14 protein-coding genes and 1 pseudogene are annotated in these 15,012 nt (G+C 33.9%); 12 read left to right on the top strand and 3 right to left on the bottom strand.

The window, feature by feature from the left end; genetic code table 11:
- Positions 1–290 precede the first annotated feature (290 nt).
- From cobT to JM172_RS21330, 4 genes are all read left to right on the top strand, one after another.
- The gene (gene cobT, locus JM172_RS21345) at positions 291–1,334 is read left to right on the top strand and encodes a nicotinate-nucleotide--dimethylbenzimidazole phosphoribosyltransferase (RefSeq protein ID WP_214484387.1); all 1,044 of its coding nucleotides are present in this window, start codon (positions 291–293) and stop codon (positions 1,332–1,334) included.
- Between the two features lie 141 nt (positions 1,335–1,475).
- Positions 1,476–2,231 carry a uroporphyrinogen-III C-methyltransferase gene (gene cobA / locus JM172_RS21340; protein ID WP_214484386.1) on the top strand — a complete coding sequence of 252 codons (756 nt, stop codon included), beginning with the start codon at positions 1,476–1,478 and terminating at the stop codon, positions 2,229–2,231.
- 224 nt (positions 2,232–2,455) lie between these two features.
- Positions 2,456–2,650: a hypothetical protein gene (locus JM172_RS21335; protein ID WP_214484385.1), complete on the top strand. Its 195-nt coding sequence runs from the start codon at positions 2,456–2,458 to the stop codon at positions 2,648–2,650.
- A 405-nt stretch (positions 2,651–3,055) separates the two neighbouring features.
- Positions 3,056–4,222, top strand: a complete 1,167-nt coding sequence (locus JM172_RS21330; RefSeq protein WP_214484384.1) for an ABC transporter permease subunit — start codon at positions 3,056–3,058, stop codon at positions 4,220–4,222.
- A 95-nt stretch (positions 4,223–4,317) separates the two neighbouring features.
- Here JM172_RS21330 and JM172_RS25710 read toward each other — a convergent pair.
- The 3 genes and pseudogenes from JM172_RS25710 to JM172_RS21315 form a co-directional block, all read right to left on the bottom strand.
- A pseudogene (locus JM172_RS25710) lies at positions 4,318–4,884 on the bottom strand (methyl-accepting chemotaxis protein); the annotation flags it as partial.
- Positions 4,885–6,006: 1,122 nt separating this feature from the next.
- Positions 6,007–6,663: a Type 1 glutamine amidotransferase-like domain-containing protein gene (locus JM172_RS21320; protein WP_214484382.1), complete on the bottom strand. Its 657-nt coding sequence runs from the start codon at positions 6,661–6,663 to the stop codon at positions 6,007–6,009.
- Positions 6,664–6,966: 303 nt separating this feature from the next.
- Positions 6,967–7,908 (bottom strand): helix-turn-helix transcriptional regulator, encoded by a 942-nt coding sequence (locus JM172_RS21315; RefSeq protein WP_214484381.1) that lies wholly within the window; start codon positions 7,906–7,908, stop codon positions 6,967–6,969.
- Positions 7,909–8,018: 110 nt separating this feature from the next.
- Between JM172_RS21315 and JM172_RS21310 the strand changes: the two genes are divergently transcribed.
- The 8 genes from JM172_RS21310 to JM172_RS21275 form a co-directional block, all read left to right on the top strand.
- Complete coding sequence (locus JM172_RS21310; RefSeq protein ID WP_214484380.1) at positions 8,019–8,357, top strand: SH3 domain-containing protein; 339 nt, start codon at positions 8,019–8,021, stop codon at positions 8,355–8,357.
- A 515-nt stretch (positions 8,358–8,872) separates the two neighbouring features.
- Positions 8,873–9,373 (top strand): GyrI-like domain-containing protein, encoded by a 501-nt coding sequence (locus JM172_RS21305; protein ID WP_214484379.1) that lies wholly within the window; start codon positions 8,873–8,875, stop codon positions 9,371–9,373.
- Positions 9,374–9,867: 494 nt separating this feature from the next.
- On the top strand, positions 9,868–10,344 hold the full coding sequence (locus tag JM172_RS21300; protein WP_214484378.1) for a DinB family protein: 477 nt from the start codon (positions 9,868–9,870) through the stop codon (positions 10,342–10,344).
- A gap of 86 nt (positions 10,345–10,430) precedes the next feature.
- Positions 10,431–10,919 carry a GyrI-like domain-containing protein gene (locus JM172_RS21295; protein ID WP_352223971.1) on the top strand — a complete coding sequence of 163 codons (489 nt, stop codon included), beginning with the start codon at positions 10,431–10,433 and terminating at the stop codon, positions 10,917–10,919.
- A gap of 480 nt (positions 10,920–11,399) precedes the next feature.
- Positions 11,400–12,158, top strand: coding sequence for a methyltransferase domain-containing protein (locus JM172_RS21290; RefSeq protein WP_214484376.1), 759 nt, complete (start codon positions 11,400–11,402; stop codon positions 12,156–12,158).
- Between the two features lie 155 nt (positions 12,159–12,313).
- Positions 12,314–13,015 carry an SMI1/KNR4 family protein gene (locus JM172_RS21285; protein WP_214484375.1) on the top strand — a complete coding sequence of 234 codons (702 nt, stop codon included), beginning with the start codon at positions 12,314–12,316 and terminating at the stop codon, positions 13,013–13,015.
- A 23-nt stretch (positions 13,016–13,038) separates the two neighbouring features.
- Complete coding sequence (locus tag JM172_RS21280; protein ID WP_214484374.1) at positions 13,039–13,527, top strand: GNAT family N-acetyltransferase; 489 nt, start codon at positions 13,039–13,041, stop codon at positions 13,525–13,527.
- Between the two features lie 288 nt (positions 13,528–13,815).
- Positions 13,816–15,012, top strand: a 1,197-nt coding sequence (locus JM172_RS21275) for a M4 family metallopeptidase (RefSeq protein WP_250886819.1), incomplete at its 3' end; no start/stop codon positions are given.

The raw sequence follows: 15,012 nt of genomic DNA, 5'->3' as shown, positions 1-15,012 counted from the left end.
CATTAATTATGTGAAGGAAATCACAAAAAATACGTATGCTTTTTGATAGATTGAGGTTTGTCGTACAAGATGTCACTCTCATTTAGCTATTCAAATGTAAAAAGGCTGTTTTCGCATTAATTGAGTTTTTTCGTAACACGTATACATCTTATCATTCGTGGCATCATTTGTTGTTATATAATAATGTCAACTAATGAAAAGTTATTTTACTGGTATTTTAATTTTGTCACAATAGCTCAGTTTACGAAAAGAGCTTTACATATAAACAATTCAAGGAGGTTTTCATTATTATGTCTATTCATGTGACGATTCCACCATTAGCGAAGCAAAAAGGAACAGAAGTAAGTAGGTATGTTGATACATTAACAAAACCTCAAGGTAGTCTTGGTAGATTAGAAGAAATAGCGATTGCACTTGCTGAAATGACAGGAGAATCTTTTCCAACCGTAATGCCTCCTGGTGTGATCGTCTTTGCAGCAGACCATGGGATTGCCAAGGAGGGTGTATCTGCGTTTCCTCAAGAAGTAACATCTCAAATGGTTTACAATTTTCTAACAGGTGGAGCGGCTATAAATGTCTTTAGTAGACAAATAGGAGCAAAGTTTAAAATTATAGATATAGGAGTAGCAAATGATATTAATGGTGAAGGGTTAGTAAATAGAAAAATAAAGTATGGCACAGCGAATTTCCTACAGCAGGATGCAATGAGTCGTTCGGAAGCCGAGCAAGCTGTCAAGGTTGGCTATGAAGAGGCTGAGAAGTTTATAAAGGATGGGGTAAAATGTCTCATCTTAGGTGAAATGGGTATAGGAAATACGACAACAAGCAGTGCAATATTGGCTGTATTATCGGATGAGAATGTAGCAGAAATTGTCGGTCATGGTACGGGTATTTCAGATGATGGGAAAATTAAAAAAATTGAGGCAATTAAGGAAGCAATAGTGAAACGAAACCCAAATTCAACTGAAGTATATGATATACTGTCTAAAATAGGTGGATTAGAGATTGCTGGAATGACTGGTGCCATGCTTGCAGCTGCTCATTATCGAGTTCCAATTCTAGTTGATGGCTTTATTTGTACGATTGCAGCATGTCTTGCTAAAGTAATTGATCCTGTAGTTGTGGATTATATGATAGTTGGACACCAATCGGTTGAGCCTGGGCACAAAGTTGCAATTGAGTTTTTAGGAATAAAACCTTTGGTAAATCTTGGGCTTCGGTTAGGTGAAGGAAGTGGAGCAGCAGTTGCATTTCCAATCGTAAAATCTGCCACACTAATGTTAAAAGAAATGGCCACCTTTACTCAAGCAGGTGTGTCTAATAAAGAAGAGTAAAGCTAACATAGTGGTACTATTTGAAGAATGACAATGGGGAGTCATGTGGAGGTCTGCTGCACATGAATGTAAGGTTCCACACAAAATGAGGTGTGAGTCTTAACCCCTTTATACAATATTTAAGATAAAGGGGAGACATCTATGAAAAAGGGAAAAGTGTATATAGTAGGAGCTGGTCCAGGAGACCCTAAACTTATTACTTTACGTGGATTAGAGTGTATCCAAGAGGCAGATGTGATTGCTTATGATCGCTTAATTAGTAATGAGCTTTTAAAGCATGCAAAAGATGGAGCAGAATTGATTTTTTGCGGCAAGCTTCCTGGTAAGCATGAACTAATTCAAGAGCAAATAAATGAACTTCTCGTTGAAAAAGCACTTGAAGGGAAAGTTGTAACTCGTTTGAAAGGGGGAGATCCTTTCGTCTTTGGTAGGGGTGGAGAAGAGGCAGAAGTGTTAGCCACAAATGACATTCCTTACGAGGTTATTCCAGGGATTACATCTGGTATTGCGGCACCTGCTTATGCTGGAATTCCTGTTACTCACAGAGATCATGCATCATCATTTGCGATTGTAACTGGCCATGGTCGAGAAAGCAAAGGACAAGACATGATTAACTGGCAGGCGCTTGCTCAAGGAATTGATACGATTGCATTTTATATGGGTGTAGGTAATCTTAAACATATTTGTACACAATTAATAAATAACGGGAAAGATCCTTCAACACCGGTTGCCATGATTGAATGGGGAACAACAGCGGAACAAAGAACAGTAACTGGAGAATTACATTCGATTTTTGAAATCTCTCAAAAAGAGAATATTACTCACCCAGCTGTTGTACTCGTTGGTAATGTCGTTGGTATGAGAGAAAAAATTAAGTGGTTTGAAGCTATTAAATAATAGTGTTGTCTGCAGTCATTAGCTTTGTATATAACTTCTTGTGAATACAGTAATAAATACAAATTTTCATATGTAGTTAGAAGCCCCATAAACAGTCGTTTATGGGGCTTCGTATGTTCATTAAATAAGTTTTAAGTTATGTTTAAAACTTTTATGCTGTCGATTTCGTTTAAGTTTATAGGTAAATACTAGTGATAAGTGAGGGTGTGAAAATTAGCGTGAAAATGAATAAAAAGTCTTTTATATATATTAGCATTGTCTTAATAGTAATCTTTTTTAGCTACTCTGTTTACACGAATGAAAATAACAATCAAACGTTAGTACAAGAATGTAAAGATAGGGGGATGTATCCTGAATATGAAAGAGGTTTTTTAACTTTTTCTTCAGCTGTTTCTTGTTTAGATAGGCTATCAAAATAAACTATAATTATTTGAAGTATTTCTATCGTAAGAACATATAACAAGAAAGCCAATTTCTCATTTAAATCTTGAGAAGATGGTCTTTTGTTTTTCCTTAATCATTTGCAGAACTTACATCATTTATTTCAATTAATAATTTAAATCCTATTATTTACAAATATCTTTTTAAAACTTTTCCTAACTTCATTTCGTTTAACTAACCGAGGTAAAAAAACTAAGGACTAGTATACTACTAACGTCATTTTTATTTGCACTGCAATATTAGTCAAATTTGAAAGGTGTTCCACTTGAATTTAACAATTGAAAATATCATAAACATGTTTAGAGATCAGTAAATGATGTTTCATTTGAGAGATTAACACCGAACCTTGAAGATTGCTATTTATTCGAACAGGAGGTAGTACGATGAAACAACTAGTGAAATTTGAATTATATAAAATATTTAGACAAAAAGGGATATACATTTCGATGATACTTATGCTTCTCCTTTTTGGTATGATCATGTTTAACGAATCGAGAATTCCTAATAATTTAGATACTTCTGCTGTAGATATTAAGGAGGAACTGCAAGTAGTTGCAAAACAGTGGGAGGGAAAGATAACAGAACAGAAGATAGAAGATGCCTTGGAAATTTCACAATCTCTTGAGGCCAAAGTACAGAAGAAATATGATGAAAATTACAGTGGAGTAATGACGGAATTAACATCAGAAGAAGTTGCTGAATACTTTATCTTAAATAGAATAAGTATTGCAAGATCATATTTAGAAGATTATAAGATCACTCTGAAAGAATTCGATGATAAATTAAATACATTAAATAAAGGTGATTTTACTTATAAGGAAGCATTGTTAGAAAAGGAAATGTTAGAAAATTTGGTTGTAGATACTTTTAACTATAATGAAGGACCAAAAAATACAATTGGTTTCGCCAGTGATTACGCAGCTTATTTTACAGGATTAATTATGCTAGTTGGACTAGCTTCAGTTTTTGTAAATGAAACAAGTACTGGAATGGACCAATTGATATACAGCACACGCCATGGACGCAAAATAGTTGTTACAGCAAAAATAATTGCTGCAACGGTTTTGATCTTAGTTATTACAATGTCATGGGTTATTTTTGATGTATTAATGAACACATACATTTATGGAACTAGTGGATGGAGTTCATCTATACAAAATTTAGGATATCCACAATCACCTTATAGCCTAACGGGTTTAGAGTATTTTGGTATTCAAATCGGCGCTCACGTACTCTCTGCATTTGCTTTTATGGCTTTCATATTCGCGGTGTCTGCAGTATCGAAAAATGTACTCGTATCTTTTATTATTAGTGCAATAGTCTTCATCTTGCCATCTATCTCTATGCCGACTCCATTATGGGAATATGTGAAGAAGTATAGCTTTGGAAGTTTTATGTCTGCTTCAGAATTTATAAACCCATTTCATGCAATAAATGTTGTAGGAGTTCCAATATTAGATCCCATTGTTCACTATCCACTCGTTGCACTACTAGGAATCATTTTCACTATTGTAGTTTACAACACGATTCGAAGAAAACAAGTTGCATAAGGAAATGGTCACAAAATAATGATTATGTAACTGGAAAACCAGCTAATGAATACGAGATTAGCTGGTTTTAGTTGTCCAATAATGAATGGGATAAGCTATTCTTCCTTAACATGATTGGTATCTTCTTGTGCTTTATGGATAATTCCGCTAATGCCAGCTGCAAGTTTTGAATCAACTATTTCAGCATCTTCAATATGCATGAGAATCGTTTCATTAATTTCATCAAAAACAAACTTAGTGTCATTTATTTGCTGAATGACCTCTTTAGAAAAGGCTGTTTGTTCATTAATTGCTTGAAGTACGTTATTGACTTCTTCTTGTTCTTGTTCCATTATTAGTAAATTATTGTTTATCTTTGAAGTTGTTTCAGCACTTAGTTCAATTCCTTTATCAACTAAAGAGGAGCTCTTTGTCGTTTCATTTAAAGCACTACTTATCTCGCCTTGTATATGACTCGTAAGTTCAGCAATGTTTTTAGTACTTAACGCTGTGCTTTCAGCTAGTTTTCTAACTTCTTCTGCCACGACAGCGAAGCCTTTACCTTGTTCACCAGCACGTGCTGCTTCTATAGATGCATTTAACGCAAGTAGATTTGTTTGATCGGCAATATCGTTTATGACATTGACGATATTTTCAATTTCTTTAGATCGAATACCAAGCTGTGTCATACTCTCAGAAGCATTATTCGTCTGTTCTCCCAATTGTTTAATTAGAGCTTCTACTTCAATTACTGAATCTCTACCTATTTTTGACTGCTCGACCATTTTGGTTGTTGAGGCGATAAGTGATTCGCCTTTATCGATAACAGATGTAGAGATGTCGTTGGATTGAATGCTTAAATTTTGAACTTGTTCAAAACGGCTTTTTATTGTTTTTACTAAAGAATCTAATACCTGATGTTGATCATTCACCATTTGATGCTGATCAACCGTCGCAACCAAGTCTGTTTGTAATTGTGCTAGAAACTCATTTGTCATCAATTCTCGTTGTTGTTTTTCTAATTTTAGCATTCTTACTTTTTCTTCAAGTTCATCTATGTGTTTTTGTAAATCTTTTGTCTTTTTCGTTTTTATTAACATATCGGTGTGCCTCCTGAGCTTTTTTCCTACTAAGTTATATTTTGTCATATTATGTGTGATTTTGTCGAGATTAAGAGAACATGTAATTTTAATTTAAATGATTTTGCATGAAGGGAATATTTATAAATTGGAGAAAATGTCATAAAGAAGTAGTGATGAATAAGCTAACATGAAAATTGAACTTGTAAACATTTTATGAAAGAGCAAGAGGATTCAGGTTCACCATCAATCGAGTTTACGGTAATTATTACAGTCAATGCTAGTGAGGACAACGAAATAATCAAGCTAATTGAATGATGTAATTAGCTAATAAGCTTATAATGATATGAATTAAAACAGAGAGTAGCAAATTCACTAGGGGAGCTGTGGTGGAACTCTTTAGAGTCAAGAAGGGGTTTGGCAACCTGGTTAGAGGAATAATAGGGTTTATCGATGAGTTTAGCACATACCGATTTGGAGGCTAACGATCACTCAAAAGTGAACTTTGGCAAAGAGTTTAACTCTAATCAAGTGATGAGAGCTAAACTCTTGATCTTCCCCTGCATACCGTTAGGGAGATTTTTTATAGTTAAAACAAATCTCGTAAACTTATTTTTTATTAAAAATGGACGATTGATGAGTTTTACGTGAGCTCAATAATTGTAAAGGTAGCAAGATGCCAAGAACGCTAGTCGTATACTATACCTTAGAACAAAAAAGCAACAATTAATTTGTACTGATTTTTATGGAGTGAACTGAATTTCCTATATTTGTCAAATGGCCTTCATTCTTAAATACAACACATGCATTTTCGTCAATGCCATAGCCAAATGGAATGGAAGTCTGATTCAAAGCACTATGCAAATATGGTTCCTGCTTGTCCTCTGTATAATGTACACTGATAAGGATATTGGAAAGTAGACCAATACCTTTAATCATTTCAATCTCGTTAGTTTTAGATTCGTCAGGTGAGATAAAACTTTCTGTTAATGAAATGAGTGCACCAGCAGAACAGGCTGCGACAGGAACGCCATTGTAATAATGTTCTTTTATTAGCTGTTTTATTGGTGACTTTGTGTATTGTTTATGGTATTCGTATGTACTTCCACCACCTATGAAAATCCCCGTAGATTGAGCTAATGTATTTGTAGCTTGATCGTAATCTAGTTGATTATTTTCGTCTGGCATAATGACAGAATAGCTATTAATACCTAACTCCTCCCAAGTCTGAACGTAGAACGGTAAGTATTCTTTCCACTTAGGAGAATAAGTGATCAATAATGCAATATGAGCTTTTTTGCCCCCACATTTTTGAACAAACGATTGATTAGCTTGTAATAATGAAGGGTTTCCACCAAATAAAAATAAATATCTGTCTTTCATTATATTTTCACTCCGAGCTGGGTGTGTTTTTTACTAGGCTACTTACGTAAATTTTGTTGCGTAAACAACCTTTTACTAAGACTCTTTTCGTAGACTTTGTTGCTATTGAGATTAATTTAAGACAGCAATATTTTAAATGAGAAAAGGTGCCACGAAAGCTTAGCTTATACGTATATCTAAGTACGAACAGTCTTTATTAAATAAGATATTTCTTCTTCTGTAGAGAAAAATATCAATTAAACATCCGAATAAATGTTGCTTCATCTATCGTAACATAGCCATATCATCCTATGGCTACTTACTCTAAAGGTATATGTCGTTTAAATCGCCAAGGATTTTTTTCATTTCTATCATTAGTTGCTCTGGTCCTTCAACTCGCGCGTGTTTACCTAGACTAATAAAAAAAGAAGCGTAATATTCTAGATCAGGTTTGGTGATTTGAGTATATAAGCGACCGATGCCATCTTGTTCTACGACAATACTCTGTTCTAAGAATGGGTCGTTTTTACAAATTTTCACACCTTCACGACTAAGCTTTACTTTGAGTGAAACCTTTTCAGGCTCTTTCCCCATATATGACCAATTGTGAATGTTGAACTTACTTAAGTTCACACCCTCATGTTCTTCAACGATGGTTGCATCTATAATGCGATCAGCTCTAAATAAGCGTGTATCTTCTCTCTTGAAGCAATAGGCAGGACAGTACCAATGCCCGTTTTGTGAAAAAACACCAACTGGCTGAATTGTTCTAGTTGATTTTCCTTTAATTGAATCATAGGTAATTTGAACAACCTGTTGATTAATGGAAGCATCTAGTAGTAATTGTAAGCAAGGAGATGACTGCTGTCTTTGTTGTGTATAAAAGACAAAACGTTGTTCCATTTCCTCAATTCGTTTTTTAACATCACTCGTTAAGTAATGATGAAACTTGTTTAATGCAGATTTAGCATCTGTTTCAAAGGGAAGATCGTTATAGTACTGGAGTGACTGGTTTGCAAAGAACATTGCAATCGCTTCATTTTCTGTAAAGGCAATTGGAGGAAGAATGCGTTCTTTGATAATTTTGTATCCTCCTCCTGCACCAACTTCTGAATATAGTGGGACACCTAGCTCTTGTAGATCAAGTAAGTCCCGTTGAATTGTACGAAGTGATACGCCAAATTCATCTGCTAACTCCTTTGCAGTAAATACCCGCTTGGAGTTAATGACCATCATTAATTCCACTAATCTCTTCGATTTATTCATTTAATACAGCCCCCTGATTAGTCCCACCTTTATATGCTTAATATATCATATTAATACGTCAATAATTGTCGTAATTATAAGTTAAGATCTAAATGAAGGGAGATAAATATATGTATTATATAGTAGCAAGGAGTCATAAAACGAATTATCCCAAGCCTATTACTTTGATGAAGGGTCAGGCAATTATTGTAAGTGGAAAAAGAGAGGGATATTGGATCTATTGTAAAACTACAGACGAGGAAATGGAAGGATGGGTTCCAGAAAGCCTTATTAAAATTGATGGAAACACAGCATTTGTCTCGGAAAAATATACAGCAAGGGAACTAAATATAGACGTAAATGAAAAGGTTATCGGAATAAAGGAACTTTATGGCTGGTTATGGTGCCGTAGCGTTAGCAATGATGAAGAGGGTTGGGCGCCAATTGATCATCTAAAACCAATAGTTTAAAAAACTATTAGTCTGTTGGATTCGTACAAAGTGCTACTCTCATATTAATTTTCACATAAGTCGTGGCATCTTTTCATCTTAAACACGAGAAAATCGAGATTAGCTTGTGAACATAGTAGCAAAGTTAAGTAAACAACTTCTTAAAAGCTTGTTATTAATAATGGGTCTAAAGTTAAAATCCTTATATGTCTATCTGCACATAGTCACAACGTGCCTTCATGGGGAGTGTCTCCAGTGTTTGTCTGGGATAACTTAAATGAGGGGTCTTTGCTTACGGCTTAATATGAATAAGGGAATTAATCTTAATGTTAATATTTATTGTTTTTTCACGTTATTTTGAGTAACTGATATGTATTATGTAATTAGTCTTTGGAGAAAAAGGTGCCCTAAATATTAGCTTGCCATTTTTAGAGATATGAAGCTAATAAATAATTTGGAAAAATATAATAAATACGACATTAGATGTCGCTATTATTAACTAAGATAAAAGTGTAAAAGAAAAGGAGGAATAAATAATGAATAATAAAACGAATGAAATGAAGCTTGAACCGACAATTAAAGAGATGGACGAGATGGTGGTTGTAGGACTAGAATGTCGTACTTCAATGACTGAAATGCAAAAAAATAATCCGATTCATGGTTTATGGATGGATTTTATGTCTTTGGAAAATAGTATTCCTTTCCGAAAAGACAATAATGTGACGTATGGCGTTTGCTATGATGAAAATAAAGAAACAGGTGAATTTGTTTACGCTGCCGCTGTTGAAGTAGAAAAGGTGGATCAATTGTCAAATAAGCTAGTGACAAAAACAATTCCTGCGCAACGTTATTTAGTCTTTACTCATAAAGGGCTAATTAGTGAGCTTGGTAAAACATTTGGCTATATTTTTGAAGCTTGGCTGCCGCAATCTAATTATGAAGTCGTTAGCTCAGCTTCATTTGAGTTATATGGTGAGAGATTTCTTGGGCCGGATAATGATCAATCGGAGACAGATATATACATCCCGATAAAATAGCAACATTTGTATGAAGTAATGATCATGAAAAAATATATGTTGTTTATCTTACTAATAAACAAGTAGAGCTGATGATTGCACAGCTCATCATTGCCCATGTTGACTATTTAAAGAAGCTAAAAATAGATGGAGTCTTATTATTTTGTAGTCCTCGTATTGTGGTACTGCTTTAATGGTTATTAAAGCTCGCTTCAAATAGCAAAAAAATATGTAGAAGAAGACCCGTTTTCAAAAGAAGATTACTATTTGAAGTTGATGAGGCAAATGCGCACAATAACTTTCTGTTAAATGATGTGCTCGCATATTTGTCTTCAAAGAGATCGGGATCAAATACATTTGATATCGATGAATGAGCTGAAGGTTTGTCATTGTCAATATCAATTATAGAGTTAAGGGGCTTTAAGCCCTTAATAGCCGAAGATCTACAACAAGGGTGACTCACATAAAGATAACTAATTTGAGTCACCCTTATGCTATGAAAGGAAGGTAATAATATGAAAACAGAAATCATCAATGAGCGCATCAACAGTTTTGAAGAATTTATTCATTTTGTAGAGTCCTTACGGAATATGGAGAATGAGAAGTGGGAGCTGCCGATTGCTGAGGGAAAGTGGACTGTGAGAGACATCATTGCTCATATTATGCTTTGGGACAAATATTTTCTTGAGAATGCTATACGTAAGATAAAATTACAACAACCTTTAACTAGTCGTCATGTTAATTTTGATGAATTTAATAATAATGCGGTTCAATATGGGAAGACAAAAGATAAAGATACACTTATTAGTGAGACAATAAGTTATCGTCGAGAAATTATTGATCATTTAACTTCCGTACCACGTGAAAACTATGAAAACAAGTATGTAGATGAAGACGGGAATCATTTTACTATCAAAAGCTATCTCGATGGCTTTATCCCCCATGATAGCCACCATAAATCTCAAATTGAACAATATTTAAATAAACCATAATTAATATCTCTGTATATATGAGGTCATACTGTAAAACACCTATTGTTAGATCACACTTATACTATTTAGATAGAGGAGGCTTTTTCGTGTCTAACACACTTACAAAAAGTAATGTTATAGCAAGAGAAGGTTTTGATTTCGTAGGCAATTGTACAAGAACAACTAATAAAGTTGAAATGACAGCAGATAGACGTATCCCTAAACTATGGGACGATTTTTACAAAAATGAAGTTTTAGAAGCTATTACTCATAAGAAGAATTCGAATGTATTAGCAATCTATACTGATTACGAGACAAATGAACATGGTGCTTATACATTTGCATTAGGAGCAGAAGTCAGGGACAACAATCTAGTGCCGAATGGGATGGAATCAATACAAATTCCTGATCAAAAATATATTGTATTTACAACTCGAAAAGGTCCTTTACCGGGAGTAATCATAGAGGCTTGGGAGGAAATTTGGAAATGGTCGGAGCAGCATGAAAGAGCTTATGGAGCTGACTTTGAACTATACGACGAAAGAGCAATGGACCCAAATAATGGTCAGGTTGATATTTATATATCTGTGAAATGAACTACAAAACACTTAACTAGTATTGAAGAGGGAAACTCAAAGTTTACGTAACTAGCAGTTAAGAAGTTGCTCTTTATAAAAAAAGACTTGTACGTACATTCCCACGTTCTCTACTTTGGCTTGGTCTTCACACCTTTGGTGAGCGTGGGTGAAATCCTACAACACACCTTCATAGCTTCAGTTCTGAATGAGTAATCTGTAATTTTAGGCTGAAGTAAATATTTATTCTCCTTTTATACATCTGTGCACTCCGTATTGTTTCCGATTTGAAGTGAGGTTAATATGACAAAAAATGATAAAATATAGTAAAATATGATAACCTATTATATATAGGAACTTTTTAGTACTAGTATTTTCAAACGAGAGGTATAGATAATGATATTGTTAGAACATGAAATATAACAACTTTGTTGCTATCCTAGAGGACCTCCTCCCTAAATTGTAATACTGTTTAATTTCGAAAATTTAGGAGGAGAAATAATGGTGGCAGTAAAATTTGAAGAATATATAAACGACGTGAATGAGAATTTTTCGGGTTGGGATTTTTCCTTTATAACTGGAACTGGGCGAATGAAAAGCAATCTACTTTCCTGGTCTTATGGAAGCATGGCTAGACAATTAATAAAGCATGCAAATTCTATGTTAGATATGGGCACAGGTGGTGGAGAATTTTTGTCAAAGCTTCAACCATTTCCTGAGACAGTTTATGCTACAGAAGGGTACAAACCAAATATTCCGATCGCAAAAAAACATTTAGAGCCTATAGGAGTTAAAGTGGTTTCAGTTGAAGAAGATTCCAATTTGCCATTTAACGATAATCAGTTTAATGTCATTTTAAATCAACATGAATCTTATGGTCCTGAAGAAGTTAGAAGAATAATAAATTCTAATGGGGTATTTTTAACTCAACAAGTCGGTGGCTTGGATTGTTTAGGGATTAATGAAGCACTAGGGTCTTCGGTAAATAATGAATTTAAAGACTGGAATCTGACTACGGCAATGAGTGACTTGGTGAACAATCATTTTGAAATTTTGTATTGTAAAGAAGAATTTCCAACACAGCGTTTTTTTGATATAGGTGCCCTTATGTATTACTTAAAAGCAATACCGTGGCAAGTACCAGATTTTAGTGTGGAACAATACTATGAAAATTTATACACCATTCATAAACATATACAATCTGAAGATTTTTTTGATGTAAACCAGCATAGATTTGTCATTAAAGCTCTTGCAAAATAAAAAATATAAGTTTAATAGTATATATGCTGTTACACAAGGTCTTCTCAATAAGAAGACCTTGTTATATATTCAGAAACTCCTTCAACAAAGGGTAGTGTACAGGGAGCATAATAAATAAAGGAATGTAATAGTCATTCTACAGAGGAAGGTAATGAATGTTAACTAGAGCTTATAAAGTATGGAAGGCTGATCTTGAGAATTTTTTGCTAAGATTAACTGGAGGGCAGCATCAAAACTCCTTAGAAATTGCACATCCAGCTACAGAAGATGAAATAAAGACTATAGAGCAACAATTGGGGATACTTATTCCACAAGATTTTCGGCATGTATTGCTTCATTTTTCTAAACACCTTCACTTTTATTGGTTTTTGAATAATATAACCTATCCAATGGCACAACAATCAAATTACATTGATAAGACTTTCTTTAATATGGGGAATGTAGACCAATGTATTATTGATTGTGGAGGGATATTTGACAGTCCATTGTGGTCCATACAAAACCTTTTAAGCTATGAAAATGACAGAGAGACATACGAGTTTTTAGATGACGATGATGCATTCGAAAAAAAATATTGGGAAAATTGTTTACTGTTTACATCGTTTGGAAATGGTAGTTACTTAGGAATTGATCTAAAGTATAATGTTGGTGAAATTATCTATTTAACGACTAGTTATCATATGCATGGCTTAAGGTTAGGTGGAAATTTCTATACGTTTTTTAATAACTGGATAAAACTAGGTTGTGCAGGACATTGGGGAGAAGATTTTTACTTATTTAGTACAAAAGATAAGCCATATGTAAATGAACAATCTGTAAATGCTACTGGATGGAAAAAATGGATAGGTATCATTTAAGAAGCTATTAAGGAGTTGACTATATGGCAATATCATTAGATCCGGTTTTGCAAGAACAAAAGCACGTATTAAAAAATCTCTATTCACTCTACCTACATGATTTATCAAAATTTACTTCTTGTTTAAATATTACTAGTGACGGAATATTTGAGATGGAGGAGTTGAATATATTTTGGGATACAGCTGGGTTTTCTCCATTTTTTATAAAACAAGGTGAAATGACTATTGGTTTCGTTTTACTTTTAGAGAGGCCTTTTTTAAAAGGACAATACGATTACTGTATTAATGACATCTTTATACTTAATAAATATAGGGGAAAAGGAAATGGAATAAATGTAGTAAAAGAGCTTTTTGAGCAGAAGAAAGGGAAGTATTATGTAATTGAGCTTGTTAGCAATGAATCAGCTGTATCTTTTTGGAAGGGTATTTATAACAAGATGAATATTAAATATGAAAACAGCAGAGATTTGATAGATGATGAGGAATGTTTTGTTCAAACTTTTCAAGTTTAAGAAAATACTTGTTAAGTTCAGATAGGGCAAAAGTCTTGAAAAAATTATTATTAATATTTTCAGAATATAAATTTTTTATGGTTATAACCTTAAATTTGGTATTTTACTACTTAAATAGTAGTGTTTTTTTTGTTTATATTGACGGAATTTTTGTATTTTTATAAAATTTATTCATAGGTTTATACATTTCGGCCGAGATGTATTTTTATTTTTTTGCTTTAATATAACTATTTCTATGAGAAAACTATACTTTCGAACATGAAAACTAGAATACAAAGAGGTGTAAGGATGAAAAATAAGAAAAAATTAATGACTACTGTATTAGCAAGTTCATTAGCATTAGGCACTTTTGTTGCGCCTACGGTAAGCTATGTATCAGCAAAGTCTATTAATCAAGTGGAAAAGGCCGCTGAAAAGGTAAACTGGAGTGAGAAAGTTAATGCACCTGAATTCATTTCTGGTAAATTGACAGAACCTTCTAACAATAATTCGGAAGATATACTTTTTAGCTATATTGATAGTAAGAAAGATATCTTTAAAATTGATGCTGTAGCGAAGAATTCGTTTATCGTTAAAGAAAGTAAGAAGGATGATTTAGGCTACACGTTTATCCGTTTGCAACAAGTATTTAAAGGTACGCCAGTATTTGGTGCTACGTTGACAGCACATATTGATCAAGATGGTGTTTTGACAGCAATTTCTGGAACCGCACTTCCAGAGCTAGAAAAAAAGAATTCATTAAAAAAAGAGCAAAAAGTAACTAAAAAAGATGCGGTTGCGATAGCGGAAGAGAACTTATTAGCATCCTTAGCTGACGCACCTGAATACGAAAAAAACCCGAAGGCAGAGCTAGTCATCTATTCTGATGGTGAGATTGCTAACTATGCATATGCAGTAAACTTCCTTTTCTTTTATCCTGAGTTAGGAAACGTTGATTATTTTGTAGATGCTGTTACAGGTGAAGTGTTAGCGAAGCATAATAAAATTCATACTGCAGAAGATTCTGTTGGAACTGGTGTAGGTGTGTTGGGGGATCAAAAGTCTTTAAATACTTCTTTTGATGGAACTGCATACTCATTAATTGATAATACCCGCGGTAATGGAATCTTTACCTATGATGCTGAAAATAAAATTAATGACAAAAACTATAGAGCAAAGCTCCCTGGTAGTCTTTGGGTAGATACTGATAATTTATTCACAGATAGTTATGACAGCGCCGCAGTTGATGCCCATTATTATGCAGGTATCACTTATGATTATTTTAAAGATGTCTTTGGAAGAGACAGCTATGATGGAAACGGTGCACCAATAAAATCGACAGTACATTTCGGTAGAAATTATAATAACGCTGCTTGGGTAGGCACCCAAATGATTTATGGAGACGGTGATGGAAGGCAATTCCTACCTTTATCAGGGTCACTTGATGTAGTTGGACATGAGTTGACACATGCAGTAACGGATTTTAGTGCAAATTTAATTTATCAA

The organism is Bacillus sp. SM2101 (genome assembly GCF_018588585.1).
Classification (GTDB): domain Bacteria; phylum Bacillota; class Bacilli; order Bacillales; family SM2101; genus Nanhaiella; species Nanhaiella sioensis.
This window is presented reverse-complemented; position numbering and strand designations above follow the sequence as displayed.

Coding starts and splice junctions, on each gene's coding strand:
- JM172_RS21305 (WP_214484379.1), top strand. CDS start 8,873: ATGAATAATAAAACGAATGAAATGAAGCTTGAACCGACAATTAAAGAG.
- JM172_RS21290 (WP_214484376.1), top strand. CDS start 11,400: ATGGTGGCAGTAAAATTTGAAGAATATATAAACGACGTGAATGAGAAT.
- JM172_RS21300 (WP_214484378.1), top strand. CDS start 9,868: ATGAAAACAGAAATCATCAATGAGCGCATCAACAGTTTTGAAGAATTT.
- JM172_RS21315 (WP_214484381.1), bottom strand. CDS start 7,908: ATGAATAAATCGAAGAGATTAGTGGAATTAATGATGGTCATTAACTCC.
- JM172_RS21320 (WP_214484382.1), bottom strand. CDS start 6,663: ATGAAAGACAGATATTTATTTTTATTTGGTGGAAACCCTTCATTATTA.
- JM172_RS21285 (WP_214484375.1), top strand. CDS start 12,314: ATGTTAACTAGAGCTTATAAAGTATGGAAGGCTGATCTTGAGAATTTT.
- JM172_RS21280 (WP_214484374.1), top strand. CDS start 13,039: ATGGCAATATCATTAGATCCGGTTTTGCAAGAACAAAAGCACGTATTA.
- cobT (WP_214484387.1), top strand. CDS start 291: ATGTCTATTCATGTGACGATTCCACCATTAGCGAAGCAAAAAGGAACA.
- JM172_RS21330 (WP_214484384.1), top strand. CDS start 3,056: ATGAAACAACTAGTGAAATTTGAATTATATAAAATATTTAGACAAAAA.
- JM172_RS21310 (WP_214484380.1), top strand. CDS start 8,019: ATGTATTATATAGTAGCAAGGAGTCATAAAACGAATTATCCCAAGCCT.
- cobA (WP_214484386.1), top strand. CDS start 1,476: ATGAAAAAGGGAAAAGTGTATATAGTAGGAGCTGGTCCAGGAGACCCT.
- JM172_RS21335 (WP_214484385.1), top strand. CDS start 2,456: ATGAATAAAAAGTCTTTTATATATATTAGCATTGTCTTAATAGTAATC.